At 72.4% G+C, this 19,032-nt stretch carries 16 protein-coding genes and 1 pseudogene; 9 read left to right on the top strand and 8 right to left on the bottom strand.

Going from position 1 to position 19,032, the window contains the following annotated elements; translation table 11 throughout:
* From ACFYMU_RS16230 to ACFYMU_RS16210, 5 genes and pseudogenes are all read right to left on the bottom strand, one after another.
* Complete coding sequence (locus ACFYMU_RS16230; RefSeq protein WP_388373235.1) at window positions 1-1,521, bottom strand: Wzz/FepE/Etk N-terminal domain-containing protein; 1,521 nt, start codon at window positions 1,519-1,521, stop codon at window positions 1-3.
* Window positions 1,518-2,915 (bottom strand): Wzz/FepE/Etk N-terminal domain-containing protein, encoded by a 1,398-nt coding sequence (locus ACFYMU_RS16225; protein ID WP_388373233.1) that lies wholly within the window; start codon window positions 2,913-2,915, stop codon window positions 1,518-1,520. Before ACFYMU_RS16225 ends, ACFYMU_RS16230 begins: the two co-directional genes overlap by 4 nt.
* Window positions 2,912-4,179, bottom strand: a pseudogene (locus ACFYMU_RS16220) (glycosyltransferase family 4 protein). The gene ACFYMU_RS16225 and the pseudogene ACFYMU_RS16220 overlap by 4 nt, the downstream one beginning before the upstream one ends.
* A complete protein-coding gene (locus ACFYMU_RS16215; RefSeq protein ID WP_388373231.1) occupies window positions 4,169-5,488 on the bottom strand; it encodes a nucleotide sugar dehydrogenase in 1,320 nt (439 codons plus the stop codon). The pseudogene ACFYMU_RS16220 and the gene ACFYMU_RS16215 overlap by 11 nt, the downstream one beginning before the upstream one ends.
* A 73-nt stretch (window positions 5,489-5,561) precedes the next feature.
* Complete coding sequence (locus ACFYMU_RS16210) at window positions 5,562-7,040, bottom strand: sugar transferase (RefSeq protein ID WP_388373522.1); 1,479 nt, start codon at window positions 7,038-7,040, stop codon at window positions 5,562-5,564.
* Between the two features lie 635 nt (window positions 7,041-7,675).
* Between ACFYMU_RS16210 and ACFYMU_RS16205 the strand changes: the two genes are divergently transcribed.
* Window positions 7,676-8,245 carry a TetR/AcrR family transcriptional regulator gene (locus ACFYMU_RS16205; RefSeq protein WP_388373229.1) on the top strand — a complete coding sequence of 190 codons (570 nt, stop codon included), beginning with the start codon at window positions 7,676-7,678 and terminating at the stop codon, window positions 8,243-8,245.
* 116 nt (window positions 8,246-8,361) lie between these two features.
* Window positions 8,362-9,408 carry a medium chain dehydrogenase/reductase family protein gene (locus ACFYMU_RS16200; protein ID WP_388373227.1) on the top strand — a complete coding sequence of 349 codons (1,047 nt, stop codon included), beginning with the start codon at window positions 8,362-8,364 and terminating at the stop codon, window positions 9,406-9,408.
* Between the two features lie 51 nt (window positions 9,409-9,459).
* On the opposite strand, the gene ACFYMU_RS16195 is transcribed toward ACFYMU_RS16200, so the two are convergent.
* Window positions 9,460-10,122 (bottom strand): helix-turn-helix domain-containing protein, encoded by a 663-nt coding sequence (locus ACFYMU_RS16195; protein WP_388373226.1) that lies wholly within the window; start codon window positions 10,120-10,122, stop codon window positions 9,460-9,462.
* 71 nt (window positions 10,123-10,193) lie between these two features.
* On the opposite strand from ACFYMU_RS16195, the gene ACFYMU_RS16190 reads away from it, so the two are divergent.
* Window positions 10,194-11,003, top strand: a complete 810-nt coding sequence (locus ACFYMU_RS16190; protein WP_388373224.1) for an IclR family transcriptional regulator — start codon at window positions 10,194-10,196, stop codon at window positions 11,001-11,003.
* A gap of 585 nt (window positions 11,004-11,588) precedes the next feature.
* Here ACFYMU_RS16190 and ACFYMU_RS16185 read toward each other — a convergent pair.
* Window positions 11,589-12,542: a 3-carboxyethylcatechol 2,3-dioxygenase gene (locus ACFYMU_RS16185; RefSeq protein WP_388373222.1), complete on the bottom strand. Its 954-nt coding sequence runs from the start codon at window positions 12,540-12,542 to the stop codon at window positions 11,589-11,591.
* A gap of 11 nt (window positions 12,543-12,553) precedes the next feature.
* On the bottom strand, window positions 12,554-13,546 hold the full coding sequence (locus ACFYMU_RS16180) for a zinc-binding dehydrogenase (protein ID WP_388373220.1): 993 nt from the start codon (window positions 13,544-13,546) through the stop codon (window positions 12,554-12,556).
* A gap of 102 nt (window positions 13,547-13,648) precedes the next feature.
* Here ACFYMU_RS16180 and ACFYMU_RS16175 point away from each other — a divergent pair, with 102 nt between their 5' ends.
* The 6 genes from ACFYMU_RS16175 (at window position 13,649) to ACFYMU_RS16150 (ending at window position 19,022) form a co-directional block, all read left to right on the top strand.
* A complete protein-coding gene (locus ACFYMU_RS16175; protein ID WP_388373218.1) occupies window positions 13,649-14,995 on the top strand; it encodes an SRPBCC family protein in 1,347 nt (448 codons plus the stop codon).
* The gene (locus tag ACFYMU_RS16170) at window positions 14,992-15,327 is read left to right on the top strand and encodes a non-heme iron oxygenase ferredoxin subunit (protein WP_388373216.1); all 336 of its coding nucleotides are present in this window, start codon (window positions 14,992-14,994) and stop codon (window positions 15,325-15,327) included. The genes ACFYMU_RS16175 and ACFYMU_RS16170 overlap by 4 nt, the downstream gene beginning before the upstream one ends.
* Entirely contained in the window at window positions 15,324-16,538 is a 1,215-nt protein-coding gene (locus ACFYMU_RS16165) for an NAD(P)/FAD-dependent oxidoreductase (protein WP_388373214.1), read from the top strand. Before ACFYMU_RS16170 ends, ACFYMU_RS16165 begins: the two co-directional genes overlap by 4 nt.
* A gap of 72 nt (window positions 16,539-16,610) precedes the next feature.
* The gene (locus ACFYMU_RS16160; RefSeq protein ID WP_388373212.1) at window positions 16,611-17,186 is read left to right on the top strand and encodes a 3-phenylpropionate/cinnamic acid dioxygenase subunit beta; all 576 of its coding nucleotides are present in this window, start codon (window positions 16,611-16,613) and stop codon (window positions 17,184-17,186) included.
* Between the two features lie 145 nt (window positions 17,187-17,331).
* The gene (locus ACFYMU_RS16155) at window positions 17,332-18,189 is read left to right on the top strand and encodes an alpha/beta fold hydrolase (protein ID WP_388373210.1); all 858 of its coding nucleotides are present in this window, start codon (window positions 17,332-17,334) and stop codon (window positions 18,187-18,189) included.
* Window positions 18,186-19,022: an SDR family NAD(P)-dependent oxidoreductase gene (locus ACFYMU_RS16150; RefSeq protein WP_388373208.1), complete on the top strand. Its 837-nt coding sequence runs from the start codon at window positions 18,186-18,188 to the stop codon at window positions 19,020-19,022. The genes ACFYMU_RS16155 and ACFYMU_RS16150 overlap by 4 nt, the downstream gene beginning before the upstream one ends.
* The last annotated feature ends 10 nt before the right edge of the window (window positions 19,023-19,032 follow it).

Raw genomic sequence — 19,032 nt, 5'->3', positions numbered from 1 at the left:
CTACCGTGCCTCCTGGTCGCTGTCCGGCACCCGTGCCGCCGGCACCGGCGGCTGCTCGGCCCGCCGTCGGCCCGTGCCGTTCTGCCGGGCCGGCTGCCCGTTCCGGTCGCGCGGCGCGGCGTTCGGCCCGTCCCACAGCGTGCCGTCGGTCCGGTCGCGCGGATCGGGGTCGATCAGCACCACACCGATCACCGCGATGCGCTGGTCCGCGAGCTGCCGCGCCACGGTGTGCAGCCACGCGGTGCCGCCGTGTCCGGCGCGCACGACGAGCACGGTCCGAGTGCCGAGGTGGGGAAGGTCGGTCCACGCCGTGCCGGGCGCCACCGAGCCCACGCCGAGCCGGCGCATCTGATGCGGCACGGCCGCGGCACGCTCGCCGCTGACAACGGCCGGGTCTCCCCGCTTCGTGCGGCGCCCGGCGAGCTGCGGGCCGGGCAGAGCGTCGACGACGACCACCGGCCCGTCCGCCGCGAGCGCCCTGGCGAGGTCGAGGGCGATCACGCTCGTGCTGCGCGCACAGCCCAGTTCGAGGAGCGACACCGGTTCGGCCGAGCCGCGCGCGGTGCGGGCCAGCGACGCGGTGAGCCGTTCGTGTGCCGCCCGGATCCGTCGGCGCCGCCACAGCCTGCCCTTCCTGCCGGGCAGCTCGGCGATGACCGAGGCGCCGAGGTTGGACGCGATCTCCCGGCGCAGCACGGGGCGGTCCGCCACCACCGAGCCGACCGCGGCCGTCGCGAGCCCGAGGACGAGCCCGAGGACGAGCCCGACCGCGGCGTCGGTGGCGGCGGTCCTGGGCAGGGAGTGCCGCACCGCCCTCGGGGCGTCCACGACCTGTGTGCCGGCGACGAGGTGGGGCGTGCCGATGCGCGCCTCCGCGGCGCGCTGGCCGAAATCGGTGATCCGCGACGTGAGTTCGGCCCGGCGGGCGAAGAGCGACTCCAGGTCCGCCGACGCCTTCGGCCCGCTCTGCGACGATCCCTCTCCGATCGACTTGTTGACCTTGGCGAGTTCGCCCTGCATGCGGTCGCGCTGGTCGAGCAGGGCCTCGGCCTCGGCGTTCGCGGCATCCTGTATCCGCTTCACATGGTCCGCGACGAACGCGTCGGCCAACGCCTTGGCCCGGGCCTCCGCGTCCGCGTCGCTGTCGCCCGTCACCGTGATGCGGAGCACGTTGTTGGTCAGGCCGATGCCCGAGTAGTCCCGCATGAAGTCCTCCGGCTTCTCCGGAGAGTGGAGGGACTTCAGGGCCTTCTCCGCGATCCGTGTGGTCTGCAGCACCGCGGCATCGGTGCGGATCAGCGTTCCGGGGTCGTTCGGCTGGTCCTCCTGATGCGCGACCAGCACCTCGGTCACCGCGGTCGGCGGCGCCGGCAGCAGCACCGCCACCGCCGCGCCCACGAGCAGTCCCAGCAGCCCGACGGAGCACCAGAAGCGGCGCCGTCTGCGCACCGCCGCCACGAGCGCCTGCAGGTCCAGCAGCGGAGCGGCGGCCGACGACTCCGAAGTCGTGCTCGTCGTCACCGTGAACCTCCTTTCGCGTCGTGGCCGACCGCGAGCACCGGCGTGGCGGCTCCCCGGGGACGGTCGGCGGACCGCGCCGGAAGGGCTCGGACCATGCCGGCGATGACGACGCCGACGACCTGGTGCCCGGCGTCCGCACACGCCTCGGCGATGCCCTCGAGTTCCCCCGCGGTCCAGCGGCCCGCGCTGAGCACGACCAGGGCACCGGACTCGTCGCCCCGGTCCGGCACCAACGGCCGGGGCACCGAGACCTCCACGACCCGCAGCTTGGGGTGGCCCCCGCTCGAAGAGCTTGGGGAAGGATCGTTCCCGGCCTCGACGACGAGCTGCCGGGCGGCCCGGCGGGCGATCTCGTCGCCGTCCGGGACGACGACCAGCAGCCCCCGGGAAGAAGGCAGTTGGTCACGGAGACGGGCACACACCCGCCGGTAGCGCAGCTGCCGGCCCGCCTCGTCGCCGGACACCTTCGGGGCCGGGACGTCCCACCGGACGTCGATGCCCAGCAGCCGCCGGAACCGCGCCCGCACACCACGGCCTCCCGGCCGGTGCGAGCGCCGTTCGACGGGTACGTCGACGGTACCCAGCAGCGCCGAACCCAGTGCGGCGACGATGTCCGGCTGGGTGCGCAGCCGGCGGCTCATCCGTGCCGCGGTGAGGTGTCCGACGACCCCGAGCAGGAAGAACAGCAGCGCCCCGGCGCCGATGAGCTGGATCCTCGTCGGTGGTGCCTCGCCCGTCGGCCGGGCCGCCGGCCCCATGACGACCATGGCGGCCTTGCCGGCGGCCGGGTCGGACTGGTCCAGCTTGGTGATGGCTTCCTGCAGCGTGGTGCGCAGCTTCTCGAGCTCGGTACGGGCCTGCACGCCCTCCACGGTCTGCCCCGGATCGGCCGCGTCGGCCAGTTCGGAGATGCGGCGGCTGGTCTCCACCACCGTCTGCTGCAGCGCCTTCCGCTGCTCCGCCGCCTCGGGATCGGTGGTGTCGTCCACCACGCGCGCGGCGAACGTGACGAACTGCTGGGCCACCTGGTCGGAGAGCTGCTGTGCGCGCTCCGGGGTGTCGGCGGTGCCCGAGATCTTGATGATGTTCCCGTCGGCGGCCTTGGCGCTCACCTGGTCCCGCAGCTCGTTCTTGCCGACCCCGGCCCAGTGGAGCGTGTCGGCCGCCTGGTCGACCACCGTCGAACTGGTCGCGATCTCCACCTGGGTCAGCAGCTCGCGCTCCTCCCACGCCCCCGGCAGCAGTACCGATGCCGAGGTCGTGTAGCGCGGCGGAAACAGCAGGGAGGTGCCGTACCCGACGAGCGCGCCCACCAGGACGAGGACGGCGAGGAGCCGTCGGCGCCGCTGGATGATCCGCCCGATCGTGACCAGGCGTATCGTGTCATCGTTCAACGGTGCGGCCTCCGCCCTGTGCACGGTCCGGGCCGCCCGCCGACGCCGGAGTGCGGTCCCGGCAGGCGGCGGCGTAGGCGGCGAGCAGTGACCGCTGGGAGTTCCGCCAGGAGAGCGGCCCGCTGATCCGCTCCTGGCCGACCTTGCCCATCAGGGCCCGCTTCTCCGGGTCGTCCAGCAGCAGCGCGATGAGCCTCGCGAACTCCGCCTCGTCGTCGGCGGGCGCGTAGACGGCGGCGTCACCCGCGGAGACGCGCGCCTCCCGGAGGTCGAACGATACGAGCGGTCGGCCCATCACCATGTATTCCAGGACCTTGTTCATGGTCGACACGTCGTTGAGCGGATTGTGCGGGTCGGGGGAGAGACACACGTCCGCGCTGGACAGGTAGCGCACCAGATCGGCGTCCGGAATGCGCCCGGTGAACTGGACCTGCTCGGCCAGCCCGAGCTGCCGGGACAGCTCCACCATCGCGTCGAAGGTGTCGCCGCCGCCGACGAACACCGCGTGCCAGTCCGTCCGTCCGACCTCGTCGCGCAGCTTCGCGAGGGCCCGTAAGGCGTAGTCGACGCCGTCCTGCGGGCCCATGACGCCGAGGTAGCACAGCAGATGGGGCTTGCCGCGCTTCAACTCCGGCTCGGGCGGTACGGGGTGGAACCGGTCGATGTCGGGTGCGCTGCGCACCACGAAGACGTCCTCCGGCCGCAGACCGCCACGGCGCACCGCGGTGTCCCGGTAGCTCTCGTTCGTGGCGAGCACGACGTCCGCGGCCCGGTAGGTCATCCGTTCCAGCGCGCACACGCCGCGGTAGAGCAGGTCCTTGCCGCGGCCGAACCGGGAGAGGTACAGCTCGGGCACCAGGTCGTGTTGGTCGAAGACGAACCGCGCTCCCCGCCGCTTCAGCCACAGCGCCGGCAGGAACAGCAGGTCGGGCGGGTTGCAGGCGTGGACCACGTCGACCGGTCCGACCTTCCGGGCCAGCCGGAACGTGTGCCACAACGCCGATCCGTACTCCCGCAGGTAGCCGGCCGGCCCTCCGGTGGCCGCGCGCAACGGATAGCGGTGGATCCGCACCCCGTCGATCTCCGCCTCCGCCTCCGTGTCCCGCTTGCTCCCCTGAGGACAGACGACATGCACCGTCCAGCCGGCGTCGCGCAGGGTCGTGCACTCCTGCCACACCCGCCGGTCGAACGGCACCGACAGGTTCTCCACCAGGATCAGCGCGCGCCGGCCCGGCCGGTCGCCGCTGCTCGTGTCACCAAGCAAGGCCCGTGTACCCCGGTTCGGCCCGGCGCGCCTCGGCGTCGGGAAGGCGGACGAGATCGACGATCAGCGGGCCGTCGCCCCCGTGGGGCAGCGCCGACAGCACGGCCGGATCCCTGGTCCCGACCAGGCACACCTCGGCGTGGTCGAGGACCTCCTCGACGGAATCCGCGAGCAGTTGCGCGAGGTGCGGCAGCCGGGTCTCGATGTACTCGCGGTTCGCGCCGAGCAGCCGCGAGAGGCTCACGTTGGCGTCGTAGATCCGCAGGTCGTACCCCTTGCCGAAGAGCCTCTCCGCCAGCTCGACGAGCGGGCTCTCGCGGAGGTCGTCGGTGCCGGGTTTGAAGGACAGCCCGAACAGGCCGGCCCGGCGTTTTCCGGTGCGCTCGACCAGCTCCACCGCGCGTTGCAGATGGTCGGAGTTGGAGGGCAGCACATGGGCGAGGATGGGCACCGAGATGTCGGCCCGCTGCGCCGCGTGGACCAGGCTGCGCAGGTCCTTGGGCAGGCAGGAGCCACCGAAGGCGAAGCCGGGCCGCAGGTAGGCGGGACTGATGTTCAGCTTGCGGTCGGCCAGGAACACGTCCATCACCTGGTGCGAGTCCACCCCGAGCGCCTGGTATATCGCGCCCAGCTCGTTCGCGAAGCCGATCTTGAGTCCGTGGAACGCGTTGTCCGCGTACTTGATGGCCTCGGCCGTCGGGACCGGCACCCGGAACACCTCGCCGGGCAAGCCCTCGTACAGCGCCATCACCGCATCGCCGCTCGCCGGGTCGAGTTCGCCGACGACGGTCTTGGGCGGGTCGAAGAAGTCCTGGACGCTTGTGCCCTCACGCAGGAACTCCGGGTTGACCGCGACCCCGATGTCCACCCCGGCCGTGCCGCCGACGTACTTCTCCAGGATCGGTACCAGCAGGTTCAGGCAGGTGCCCGGGAGCATGGTGCTGCGAAACACGACGGTGTGCCGTCCGCCCCGCTCGGCCAGCGCGGCGCCTATCTGCTCGGTGACCCGCTCCAAGTACGTCGTGCACAGGCTGCCGTTGGGCTCCGACGGCGTGCCCACGCAGACCAGCGACATCTCGCTGCCGCCGATCGCCTCGCGGACGTCGCCGGTGGCGCGTAACGCCCCGGTCCGCACGACGTCGGAGATGAGCTCGCCGATGCGCTCCTCGACCACCGGTGCCCTGCCGTCGTTGACCAGGTCGACCTTCACCTGGTTCACGTCCACCCCGATGACCTCGTGACCCATGCTGGCCAGGCACGCGGCAGACACAGAGCCCACGTAACCGAGACCGAAGACGCTGACTCTCATGACCCGTTCCTCCCCCTGGGCAGGCCCTTTCGGCCTGCGCTCCGCACGTCGGCCGGACGACGGTTCGCGCGCATCAGTAGGCCCCCTGCCCGTAGAGCACCGCGCGCAGCGTCTTCCACAAGATCACTGTGTCCAGGGCGAGCGACCAGTCCTCCACGTACCGAAGGTCCAGCCGCACCGCCTCCTCCCACGACAGGTCGCTGCGCCCGCTGATCTGCCACAGGCCGGTGAGCCCGGGCTTGACCAGCAGCCGCCGCCGGATGTCCGGGCCGTACGCGGCGGACTCCTCCGGTAACGGAGGCCGCGGACCGACGAGCGACATCGACCCGGCGAGCACGTTGAAGAGCTGCGGGAGCTCGTCGATCGAGTACCGGCGCAGCACTGCCCCCACCCGGGTCACCCGTGGATCCCGGCGCATCTTGAACAGCAGGCCGGCACCCTCGTTGCGGTCCGCCAGCTCGGCACGCGCCCGATCAGCCCCGGCGACCATGGTGCGGAACTTGAGAATGGTGAACTCGCGGCCGTCCTTGCCGACTCTGCGCTGGCGGTAGAACGCTCCGCCCCGGCTGTCCGCCACCACGAGCAGCCCGACGAACACCATCAGCGGCGCGAACAGCATCAGCAGGATCGCCGCGCCCAACCGGTCGACGACCGCTTTGATCGCCCGGCGGCCCCCGGTGAAGGCCGGCATGCTGACCCGCAGCAGCGGGATCCCGAGCACCGCGTCGACGTGCAGCCGCGGCCCGGCCACCTCCATCAGCACGGGTGCCACGACCATCTCGGCGTCGCTGCCCTCCAGGCTCCACGCCAGCCGCTGCAGCCGGTCCGGTGACCAGTGCGGGTCCGGGGTGACCGCGACGACACGGTAGCCGTCGCGGTGTGCGTGGCCCGCGACATCCGTCAGCCGGCCGACGACCGGCACTCCGTCCAACCGGTCACCGTCGGGCCCGAGACCGTCCGTCGTGCACACCGCGTCCACCCGCCAGCCGAGATGCGGGAACTTGCGGGTCCGGGCGATCAGGTCGCGCACGGCGGCCGGGCTCCCGGCAGCGAGCACCGGTCTCAGGCACCGCCCTTCCTTCCGCTGTCTGTGCAACCAGAGGCGCAGCACATACCGCGCGGGCATCGTGATCAGCGCGATCGCGGGGATCGCGACGAAGATCCAGAGCTTGATGTTGCGCGAAGTGAGGGCGATCCCGCCGAGCGCCAGGACGACCGTCGCCGCGAACAGCGAGCGACCGAGCCGGCGGAACTCCTCGGCGCCCTGGCCGAGCACGGCCGGAGCCCACGACCGGCTCACCGCGAGCGCCCCCAGCACCAGCAGCTCGGTGCCGAATGCGAGAATCCCCCACTTCTCATGCCAGTTGGCCGCGTCCCGGGCCCCGAAGAAGTCACCGATCGCCGCCACCACGAAGGCGGTGGCCACGGTATCGCTGATGATCACGGCACGGCGGTACCGCTGCTCCCAATCGCTCGCCGGCCGGCTGATCGTCCCGTTCGCCAGACGCCCCCGCGCCGACGGAAACGGGCTGACAAGTCCCCCTTGCCGCACAGAACCCCCCAGGTCCAGTGACTCGACATGCTCGCCCAACACTGTTCCTCGCCCAGGGAGGCCCCCGCCCCCCTCACTGCTCCTCCCCCCCCCGGGAGTACCCCGCCCCCATGCCCTGTGCCGCGCTGTTCCTCCCCGCGGAAGACCCTTCCGCGCGACCTCCGGCTGTCTCAGAGCTGCCTGGACAACACACCCCCGCGGCAGCGGACTTGCAGGTCGTGCCGGACTCCGAGGTGTCGGGAATACGTCGCAGCCCCGGGTGCTCCCCACACCCAAGGCATCCTCTCGGGCTCCAAGAATTGATCACCCCGACGTCTGGTGCCGGGGACGCGCATGCCGGTTGCCGTGACGGACCTATAGATCGTTACTGGTCGCCTCGTGTCTGAACAGCTGAAGCATGGTCAATGTAGACCATCCGGGCCGCTATGGAAGAGGGGATGTGTGGATTTTGTGCCCACTATCGGGGATGGGAGTGACTACTCACGGGTATTCCGCCGTCACCGTGCGCTCCGGCGGCGCGTCCGGTCCGGAGTGGTCGCTGAAGCCGAGGGGAAGGGTGCGCGGGCCTCCCTGTCCGTCGTCTCCGTCGCGGGCCCGCCCTTGACGAGGAGAGGTGTGAGTGATTGAGTACTCACATGATGACGGATGGGCGGCGGCGCCGATTGTCCACGGCCGACGAGCGCCGTGAGACGGTGCTGCGCACGGCGGTCGGGACGTTCGCGGCGCGCGGGTACTTCGGCACCACGACGATGGAGGTGGCCAAGGCGGCCGGTATCTCCCAGGCGTACGTCTACCGCCTGTTCCCGAACAAGGAGGCGCTGTTCGCGGCGGTCGTCGAGCGGTGTTTCGCGCTGGTGCGGGCGGCGCTGGAGGAGGGTGCCGCACGGGCGGGAGGGAGTGCGCCCGATGTGGTGCTGGCGTCCATGGGGGATGCCTATGCCCGTCTGATCAGCGACAACGACCTGATGTTGGTGCAGTTGCACGCTCAGGCGGCGGCGGTGTCCGAGCCCGCGATCAAGGACGCGGTCAGGGCGGGGTACGCGCGCATCGTCGAGTACGTGCGCGGCGCCTCCGGTGGGGGGGAGGAGCAGATCCAGCAGTTCTTCGCCATCGGGATGCTCTGTCATCTGCTGGTCTCCGTCGATGCCGGAGCCGTCGACGCGCCCTGGTCCCGGACCCTCACCGCCGGCATCGCCCACTACTGACCCGCCCGGCCCGTCCGGGCGGCTGCCGGGTCCCTGTGAACCGGCGGCCGCCCTCATTTCGACCCAAAGACTGAGTGATCAACCACTCTATCCGAGTGCCGCATCGAGGAGCTGTCATGCGAGTCACCGAAGTCGTGCTTCCGTCGGTGGGAGAACCGGAGGCCCTGCGCGTCCGGGTCCGGGAACTGCCCCCGCCCGGTCCCGGCCGGGCCCTCGTCCGCGTCGAGGCGAGCGGGGTGACCTTCGCCGAACAGCAGATGCGGCGCGGTACGTACTACGACATGCCGGCGTTCCCCTTCGTCCCCGGCTACGACCTGGTCGGCGTCGTGGAAGAACTGGGGGCGCCCGCGCCGGGACGGCCCGAACTCGTCGTGGGGCAGCGGGTCGCGGCCCTCACCGGGACGGGCGGGTGGGCCGACCGCGTCCTCCTGGACGCGGGGGACCTGGTGCCGGTGCCCGACGGGGTGGCGGCGGTGGACGCCGAGACGGTGGTCACCAACGGCGCCACCGCGTGGCGCATGCTCCACCGCGTCGCGAAGGTCCAAGCGGGGGAGACCGTCGTGGTGCACGGGGCCAACGGCGGGGTGGGCGGCGTGCTGGTGAAGCTGGCCGTCGCGGGCGGCATCAGGGTCATCGGCACCGCCTCGGCCCGCAACCAGGACGCGGTGCGGGCGATGGGCGCCCTTCCCGTCGACTACCGCGGCGACATCCCCGCCCAGGTCCGTGCCCTGGCGCCGCACGGCGTGGCGGCCGTCTTCGACCATGTGGGAGGCAAGGGCGTCAAGGACTCCTGGCGCATGCTCGCACCGGGCGGGACCCTCGTGTCCTACGGCAGCGCGTCGACCCGCGACCAGACCGGCAGGGGAATGATCAACGTTCTGAAGCTCGTCGCGAGGCTCGCGCTGTGGAACACCCTGCCGAACCGGCGTAGTGCCCATTTCTTCAACCTGTGGGCGGGCAGGTCCCGGAATCCGGAGACGTACCGTGCCGAGTTGCGCGACGACCTGACCCAGGTCTTCGGACTGCTGCGCAGCGGAGCCGTCGAAGCCGTGATCGACGGGATCTACCCGCTGGACCGGGCGGCCGACGCGCTGCGCCGTGCCGAGTCCGGAACGGCCGTCGGCAAGGTCGTGATCGCTCCGGGAGGCACCGCGGTCCGGTGACGGCGGGGCCGCCTCGGCGGCCGGGGCGTCGAGGCCCGTGGTCCCGTGCGGTCAGCCCGGCTGTGCGGTCACCCCTCCCTTCGTGACGGTGGGGCCGAACCGGCGGACCTGGGGAAGGGTGGTGACCATGTGGGCCACGACGCGGTCGCTCAGGCAGACGAGCTGGTGCGGGATGTCACCGGGGAAGCGCACGAAGTCGCCGGCCGCCAGGTCCACGGGTTCGTTGAGGGGGCCGGTGCGCAGCTTCCCGGAGAAGACGTAGATGTGGTGGAGCGTGCCGGGGGCGTGCGGGGCCACCGGCTGCGGGCTCTCGCCGCCCCGCTCCAGGCGCAGGACCAGAGTCCGTACGTAGCCGGAGCCGTAGGTCTCGTCGAGGAGGCGCTCGGACCAGGCCGCGCGGTCCGACCACTCGCTCTCGTCGTGCCGCTGGACGTAGACCGGCGTGCCCCATTCGGTCAGCAGCCGGCGCGCGGGCATGTCCAGCGCGGCCCCCAGGAGGGCCAGCGTCTCCACGGTGGGATTGCCCACCCCCTGTTCGATCTTGGACAGCGTCTGCTTGGAGAGGCCGGACCGGCGGGCGAGCTCACCCAGGGACATCGCCCTCTCCACCCGGAAGCGTCGGACGTTGCGGGCCACGAGGTCGTTCTCCCGGGCAAGGGCGTCACTTTTAATTGCCATGCCGTCATTGTTGACGAACGGCTCACCTCTTCGCATCCTTGTCACGTAAAGGTTTCCGGGTGGTGTATTGAAAGTGACACCTCCCCCTGAAGCTGAGGTGAACCAGCATGACCGCCACCCTCGCCGGCCCCGGGCGCGACGACCGGGCCGCCGTCGACAAGGCCATCAGCCTCCTCGTCGCCCTGGGGGACAGGGCCAGCGGAGGGACGGGCGTCAGCGAACTCGCGCGGCGGGCGCGGATGAGCAAGTCGACCGCGTACCGGGTGCTCGGCATGCTGGAGCGCAACGGCGTCGTCGAACGGGTGGGCACGGACTACCGGCTCGGCGAACGCCTGCACCACCTGGGCCGGGCCGTCTACGCACCGGGCGCCGAGAACGTCCGCGACGTGCTGCTGCCCCACCTCGCCGACCTGTACGAGACGACCCGGGAGACGGTGCACCTGGCCGTGCTCCACGACACGCACGTCGTCTACCTCGCCAAGCTCTACGGTCACCGTTCCGTGCCGGTGCCGTCCCGGATCGGCGGGCGGCTGCCCGCCCACGCGACCGCCGTCGGGAAGGTCCTGCTCGCCTACGACTCCGCCGCGGCGGAGCGGGCGGTGGCCGAGCCGCTGCCGCGCTTCACCGACCGCACCCTCACCGGCCCCGGCGACCTGGCCGCCGCACTGGACGCCATCCGCCGCACCGGTGTCGCGTTCGACGACGAGGAGTACCAGCCGGGACTGGTGTGCGTGGCGGCTCCGGTGCTCGGCCGCGACGGACGGGCGGTGGCGGCCCTGTCGGTCGCCGGCCGGCGAGGGCAGATCGACACGCGGCGGCTGAGCGCGCAGGCCCGCCGCGTCGCCGCCGCCGGGTCCCGGGCATGGGCGGGACGGACCGCGCGGCCGCACGTGGTGGTGCGACAGCCGCGGGGGTGAGGCGCGCCGGTGCGGAACCGGAGGGGGACGGCTCCGCAGCGCACATGGGCGGGCCGTGAGGCGAAGGGTGCCTCGGCCTTGCCCAAGTGCCGTCGCGGCGCGGCCCGTTGCCCGGCGGTCAGCGTGGGGGGTACCTCGGCAGCCGGTCCCGGTCCCGGTCCCGGTTCCGGTCCAGGTCCCGGTCCCGGTTCTGGTTCCGGTCCCGGTCCAGGTCCCGGTCCCGGTCCAGGTCCAGGTCCAGGTCCCGGTCCAGGTCCAGGTCCAGGTCCCGGTCCCGGTTCCGGTCCAGGTCCCCGTCCCGGCCCCCGTCCCGGTCCAGGTCCCGGTCCCGGACGAGACCGGGACCGGTGGTGCCGAGGGGCCCGGTGACCGCCGGGGCCGACCATGGTCCGGGGCCGGCGACGGCCCAAGGCCTACGACGACCCGGGCCCGGTGACGACCCGGGCCCCGGGCCCGGTGACGGTCCGAGACGGGTGACGGTCCGAGACCGGTGACGGCCAAGGGCCGACCCCGGGCCCGGCGCCGACCCGGGCGCGTGATGCCCGAGACCGGTCACGGCCCGGGGAGCGGCGGACCGGCGACCGGCTACTGCGCGCTGGAAGGCTCCGGCTCCGCCGTCGCGACGGCGAAGCCCGCGATCCATTCCGGGACGGGTGCGTAGAAGCGCGACGTCGTGCGGTACGGGCCGGTGGCGGCCAGGGACGCGAATGCGGCGATCCAGGTGCGTACCTCGTGGGCCGAGCCGCCGCCCTCGGCGGCCATCCACTCCACGCTCCAGCCGTCGACCTCCGCCAGCCGGCCGTCCTCCAGCGTGTCCAGGACCTGGCGGTCCCAAGTGGGGTTGAGCGGAAGCATCGTGGTGGAGCCCGCGGCGTAGTCGCGGCCCGCCCGGATGACGCGCTGCTCGCCCCGGGCCCGCTGCTCCGGGGTGGGCGGATGCCCCTCGATGAGGGCGTCGGCCACCCGGGGCGGGGCGCCGTCGAGCGTCGGCACCGGCGGGTCGTGCGAGAGCCCGCCGGAACCGATGAACAGGACCCGGCGGTCGAGTGCGGCGGCCGCCTCGCCGAGCGCGGTCCCCAGGGCCCGGACGCGGCTGACCGGACCGAACGGCGCGGCGACTCCGTTGACGAAGACGGGGACGACGGGAATCTCCTCGATCCCGCCGAACAGGACCTCCAGCGGCTGCACGAAGCCGTGGTCGACGGTCATCCGGGCCGACACCGTCAGATCCACGCCGCGGTCGAGGACACCCCGGGCGAGGGCACGCGCGGCATCGCCGTCGACCGACACGGGACCGGCGGCCGAGCCGAAGTCGCCGACGGAGCGCGCCTCGGTGGCCAGGCAGAACGGTGGCATCTCCTTGTAGAAGAAACCGTTGTAGTGGTCCGGCGCGTACAGCACGACCAGGTCGGGGTCGAAGGCGCGGACGAAGGCGCGCGCGGTGCCGACGGCGTCCTCGACGGCGGCGACCACCTCGGGCGCCGGATCGTTCTTGCCGATGAGGGGAGAGTGGGACAGGCCGACTGCGGCGGCGGTCATCGCGGTGCTCCTCAGTGGTGGGGGCCGGCAGGGCCGGAGGGGTGGACGACGAGCTTTCCGGTGAGCCGCCCGTCGATCATGAGCTGGAAGCCCTTGTGGATCTCGTCGAGCGGCAGCGTGCGGTCGATCACCGGGCGCACGCCGGTCGCGTCCATGAGCTTCAGCAGCGCCAGCAACTCACCGCGGGTGCAGCCGGTCGAGCCGAGGACGCGCTGCTGCAGATAGAAGATCCGCCCCAGATCGGCGGGCGGGTTGGTGCCGCTGGTCGCTCCGGCGATCACGACCGTGCCGCCCGGGCGCAGCGACCTCAGCGAGTGCGCCCAGGTGGCCTCGCCGACCGTCTCGACGACGACGTCCACACGTTCGGGAAGGCGCTCTCCGGTCGCCGGCGCCGCCCGGGCACCCCAGGCGAGGGCCCGGTCCCGTTTCTCCTCGCTGCGGCTCGTGGCGTACACGACGGCGCCCGCGGCCACGGCCAGCTTGATCGCCGCGGAGGCGACCCCGCCGCCCGCGCCCTGCACGAGGACCCGGTCACCGGCGGTGATCCGGGCCTGGGTGAAGAGCATGCGGTACGCGGTTCCCCAGGCGACGGGCAGACAGGCGGCCTCGTCGAAGGAGAGCCACGACGGCTTGGGGACGAGGTTGCGGGTGGGGACGGCGAGATACTCGGCGAACGCTCCGTCGTGCCGCTCCGACAGCAGGGCGCGGCCCGGGTCGAGCGTCTCGTCGCCCAGGCCGGCGTCCGGGTCGCCGATGACGGGGTGTACGAGGACCTCGTTGCCGTCCTCGTCGTAGCCCGCGGCGTCGCAGCCGAGGACGATCGGCAGCCGCTCGGACGGATGGCCGACCCCGCGCAGGGTCCACAGGTCGTGCATGTTGAGCGACGAGGAGACGACGCGGACGACGGACCAGCCGGGCCGGGGCTCGGGCTTGGGTACGTCACCCAGGACGAGCCCGGCCAGCGGGTCGGTCGCACTCTGGGAGACGGCGGTTGCGGCAAGCATGCGCTCACGCTCTCCCGCGGCCACCGCCCGCCGACAGCGCGTGTGCCGTCGTGCGGAACGACGGATGGCACCCCCGTCCGGGCCTGCTGTTGCCTTGAGGCCATGACCTCGACGAACGAATCCCAGGGCGCGGCCACGGCGGCCCCGCGCGGGGCCCTGCGGCGCCCGGCAGACCTGGCGCGGAACATCGACGTCTCCGGGCTCGTGGACACCGAGGGCGGGCTGCTGGATCGCGTCATCTTCACCGACCAGGAGCTCTACCGCCAGGAATTGCGCCGCGTCTTCGCACCGAGCTGGCTGTTCCTCGCGCACACCGACCAGTTCCACAAGCCGGGCGACTTCTTCACCACCTACATGGGTGAGGACCCGGTCATCGTCACCCTCGACCGCGACCGGCGCCTGCGCGCGTACCTCAACTCCTGCCGCCACCGGGGCGCCCGCGTCTGCCGCGCCGACTCCGGCACCACCCGCAGCTTCACCTGCACCTACCACGGCTGGTCGTTCGGCCTGGACGGCTCACTGGCGAGCGTGCCCAACAAGGACGGCTATCCGGGCTCCTTCGAGACGGGGGAGTGGGGCCTGGTCGAGGTCCCGCACGTGGAGACGTACCGCGGCCTGGTCTTCGGCACCTGGAACCCCGACCCGGTGCCGCTGCGCGAGTCGCTGGGCGACATGGCGTGGTACATGGACGCGATGCTGGACCACGACGACGAGGGCACCGTCGTGGTGGGCGGAGTCCACAAGTGGGTCCTGGAGGGCAACTGGAAGCTCTCGGCGGAGCAGTTCGCCACCGACTGGTACCACGTCAACATGAGCCACGCCTCGGCGCTCACGGTGCTCGCACCGGGCAGGAAGCCCAAGGACGAGATCGTGCACCGCACCGGCCGGCAGTACTCCGACGCGCGGGGCAACGGCGCCGGCTTCCCGGTCCACCCGAAGAACCGGTTCGACGCCCAGGGCGTGCACGCGTGGACGGACTACGACGCGCTGCGCGAGCGGCTCGGTGAGGCCCGCGTCGAGGGACCGCTGACCAACGGGCACGCCACGGTCTTCCCCAACTTCTCCTACCTCCCGGTCAACGGCTCCATCCGGGTCTGGCACCCCAAGGGCCCCGACCGGATGGAGGTGTGGTCCTGGACGATCGTCGACAAGTCGATGCCTGACGAGGTGCGCGAGGCCCAACGGCTGTACAACCTGCGGACCTTCGGGCCCAGCGGCATCTTCGAGCAGGACGACGGCGAGAACTGGAGCGAGGTGCAGGCCATTTCGCACGGCTTCATCACCAACAACGTGGCCCTGAACTACCAGATGGGACTGGGCACCGAACGCGAGGACGGCCGCCACCCCGGCACGACCAGCGAACTGTACAGCGACGCGGCCGGGCGGGCCTTCTACGGCCGCTGGCGCGAGCTGATGAACACCCCGGCCTGGCACGAGGAGCAGACATGAGCCACGGCATCCGCGTCGCGGCCCTGGACGACATTCCCGAGGGCGAGGGGATCGCCGTCGACAAGGCGATCACCGGCACCGCCGACGACATCGCGCTGCTGCGCGACACCGACGGCACCGTGTGGGCGCTCGACGACACCTGCACCCACGAGACCGCCTCCCTCGCCGACGGCTGGGTCGAGGACGGATACGTCGAGTGCCCCCTGCACTCCAGCAAGTTCTGCCTCAAGAACGGCGAGGTCCAGGGCCTGCCCGCGACCCGCGACGCCTGCCCCCACCGCGTCGAGGTCCACGACGGCGAGGTCTATCTCTTCCCCGGCGAGGCGCCGTGACCGACCGTGTGGTGATCGTGGGCGGTGGAGTCGCCGGCGTCAGCACGGCCGCCTCCCTGCGGGCGGGCGGCTTCGACGGCGACGTCACCCTCGTCGACACCGGCGAGTTCCCCTACGACCGGCCGCCGCTGTCGAAGGACTTCCTGGCCGGGACCAAGGACATCGAGCAGATCGCCCTGCAACCGCCCCGGTGGTACGACGACCAGCGGATCCGGCTGGTCGACCGGACGGCCGTCACCGCGCTGCGGCCGCGGGACGGCGCCGTCGAACTGGACGACGGCAGCCTCCTGCCCGCCGACCGCGTCGTGCTCGCCACCGGCGGCGGCGCGGCCCGCCCGCCGGTCCCCGGAGCCGGCGACGCACGCGTCCATGTGCTGCGCACGGCGGACGACGCCGACCGGCTGCGCACGGCCCTCGTGCCCGGCGCCCGCCTGCTGGTCGTCGGCGCCGGGCTGATCGGGGCCGAGGTCGCCTCCACCGCCGTACGGCGCGGCTGCGACGTGGTCCTGGTCGATCCGGCGGCCGTGCCGCTCGCCGCGGCACTCGGCCCCGAGCTGGCCGCCTGGGTGCACGCCCTGCACGCCCGGCACGGCATCACCACCGTGCGGGACGTCGTGGAGTCGTTCACCGAGCGATCCGACGGCATCGAGGCCCACTTCGCGGGCGCTGCCGCACCACGGCTGTTCGACGCGGTGGTGCTGGGCGTCGGCATGGTGCCGCGCGCCGAACTCGCCGGGACGGCGGGCCTCGAGGTGGACGGCGGCATCGTCGTGGACGCGGGGCAGGTGACCTCGAACCCGGCCGTGCTGGCCGTCGGGGACCCGGCGCGCACCCGCGACCACGGGGTGCTCCTGCCGCGCACCGAGCACTGGGAAGCGGCCCGGCACGACGCGGCCCGCGCGGCGGCCACCCTCCTCGGCACCCCCGCGCCGGACCCGGTCGCCCCCTGGTTCTGGACGGACCGTCACGGACACCATGTCGAGGCCGTCGGCCGCATGGACGCGGCCGAGCACACCGTTGCCCGCGGCCGCGGCGACGACCCGGCCTTCTCGGTCTTCGGCCTGCGCGACGGCCTGGTCGTCGCGGCGGCCTCCGTCGACGACCCGTCCGCCGTCCGGGCCGCCCGCCGCATGATCGACCGTCGTGTCCCGGCCGACGCCGCCCGGCTGGCCGACCCCGACGTGAACCTGCGCAGCCTGCTGCGCGGATGACGTGCCTGCCGGTGTGCCGCCCAGCGGCACACCCCGTACCGCCTCCGTGCGGAGAAGGGATCGAATGACATCGTGAGCACAGCCACCGAGCAGATCCGGTCACGTGCGGGCGCGCGCGCCGACCGCGACACGCACTTCGAGGTCGAGCAGTTCTACTACGAGGAGGCCGACCTCCTCGACGCCGGCCGTTACGCCGACTGGCTCGACCTGCTCGCCGACGACCTCGACTACTGGATGCCGACGCGCACCAACCGACTGCGCCGCCAGCAGTCCCTGTCCGTCTCCGCCCGCGGCGAGACCGCCTACTACGACGAGACCAAGGACAGCCTCGCCTGGCGCATCCGCCGCTTCGACTCCGGCATGGCCTGGTCCGAGGACCCGCCCTCGCGCACCCGGCACCTGGTGACGAACGTGATGGTCCGGCACGCGGACCCCGCCGAGCACGACGGGTCCGCGGCGGACGACCTGTGGGCCCGCTCGGCCTTCCTGGTCTACCGCAACCGGCTGGAGCGGGAGGAGAACGTCTTCGCCGGCACCCGCACCGACCTGCTGCGCCGCGCCGGCGACGGGCGCCTCCAAGTGGCCCGCAGGACCATCCTCCTGGAGCAGAACGTCCTGCAGGCGAAGAACATCTCGACGTTCTTCTGACCGGCTCCCGCCTCTCCTCCCGCCTCTCTCCCGCCTCTCCTTCCGCCTCTCCTCCTGCCTTCCTCCTGCCCTTGTTCCCGAGCCTTCTCACGGTCCTGCCTCGGCCCCCGCTCGGGTCCGCTCTCCACCTCCGATGGGACATCCCGTGACCGACCTCGACCTCAAGCACCACCGCGTGCCCACCTCACTGGGTGAGATCGCCGTGGCCGAAACCGGCGAAGGACCCGTGCTGGTGATGCTGCACGGCGGCGGGCCGGGCGCCTCCGGCGTCAGCAACTACCGCCAGAACCTCCCGGCGCTGGCCCGGCACTTCCGCGTCGTGCTGCCGGACCAGCCCGGTTTCGGCGGCAGTTACCGCCCCGCTGAGGAGGACCTGGAGCAGCGGTCGATCACCGAGATCACCGTGGACGCCCTCTTCCAGGCCCTCGACACCCTCGGCATCGGCACCTTCCACCTGCTGGGCAACAGCCTCGGCGGCGCCGCCGCCATCGCCATGGCCCAGCACCGCCCGGAGCGCGTGACCGGGCTCGTCCTGATGGCACCCGGCGGCGGCTGGGTGCCGTTCGGCCCGACCCCCACCGAGGGCCAGAAGGAGATGTTCCGCTACTACAACGGCGGCGGGCCCAGCGAGAGGAAGATGGCCGCGTTCATCCGCACCATGGTCTACGACCACCGGCAGTTCGGTGAGGACGTGGTACGGGCCCGCTACGAGGCGTCGCTCGACGAGAGCCACATCGCCTTCTACCACCGCTACAACGCGGCGTTCGCCCGGCGCGGCGGCATGGATCCGCTGTGGCGCGACCTGCACCGGATCACGGCACCCACCCTGCTGCTGTGGGGCCGCGACGACCGGACGATCACCCTCGACGGTGCCCAGCTCATGCTCAAGCACCTCCATGACGTGCGGCTGCACGTGTTCGGCCGCTGCGGCCACTGGGTCCAGCTGGAGCGGCAGCACGAGTTCGACGAACTGGTCACCGGGTTCCTCGCGGGGCGGGCATGAGCGGGGGCTGGCTCGACGGCTACGCCGCCCTGATCACCGGGGGCGGATCGGGCGTCGGCCGCGCCGTGGCCGAACGCTTCCTCGCCGAGGGCGCCTCGGTCACGGTCCTCGGCCGCGACGGGGACCAGCTCGACGACGTCGTGCGCGCCGCGGCCGACCCGTCCCGCATCCACGCCGTCACCGCCGACGTGCGTGACTCCGACGGCCTGCACCGCGCGGTCGCCGAGACGGTCGGCCGCTTCGGCAAGCTCGACACCCTCGTCGCCAACGCCGGGGTGTGGGACTACCAGCGGCAGCTCACCCGGCTCGGCGCGGGTGAACTGGACGCCGCCTTCGACGAGATCTTCTCCGTCAACGTCAAGGGCTATCTGCTCGCCGCTCACGCGGCGTGGCCCGAACTGGTGAAGGCGCGCGGCAGCATCGTCATGACGCTGTCGAACGCCTCGTTCCACGTCAACGGCGGCGGCCCCCTCTACACGGCCAGCAAACACGCCTGCCTGGGCCTGATGCGCGAACTCGCCTACGAGCTCGCCCCCAAGGTCCGGGTCAACGGCGTCGCCTGCGGCGGCATGAACACCGACCTGCGCGGGCCCGAGTCCCTGGCCCTGGCCGGCCGCTCCCTCGCGGCCTCCTTCGCGGGGAAGGGCCCCGACGCCCCGCCGCCGCCCATTCCGCTGCACGATTCCAGCACCGACCCACGGGACTTCACCGGACCGTACGTCCTGCTCGCCGCCCGCGAGCAGAGCGGGCCGATCACCGGACACGCGATCTCCGTCGACGGCGGCATCGGCGTACGCGGGTTCACGCGCGCCGCCGGCGGCGACCACCTCTGAAGCTCAACGA

It is taken from the genome of Streptomyces sp. NPDC007264, from assembly GCF_042869095.1.
Classification (GTDB): domain Bacteria; phylum Actinomycetota; class Actinomycetes; order Streptomycetales; family Streptomycetaceae; genus Streptomyces.
This window is presented reverse-complemented; position numbering and strand designations above follow the sequence as displayed.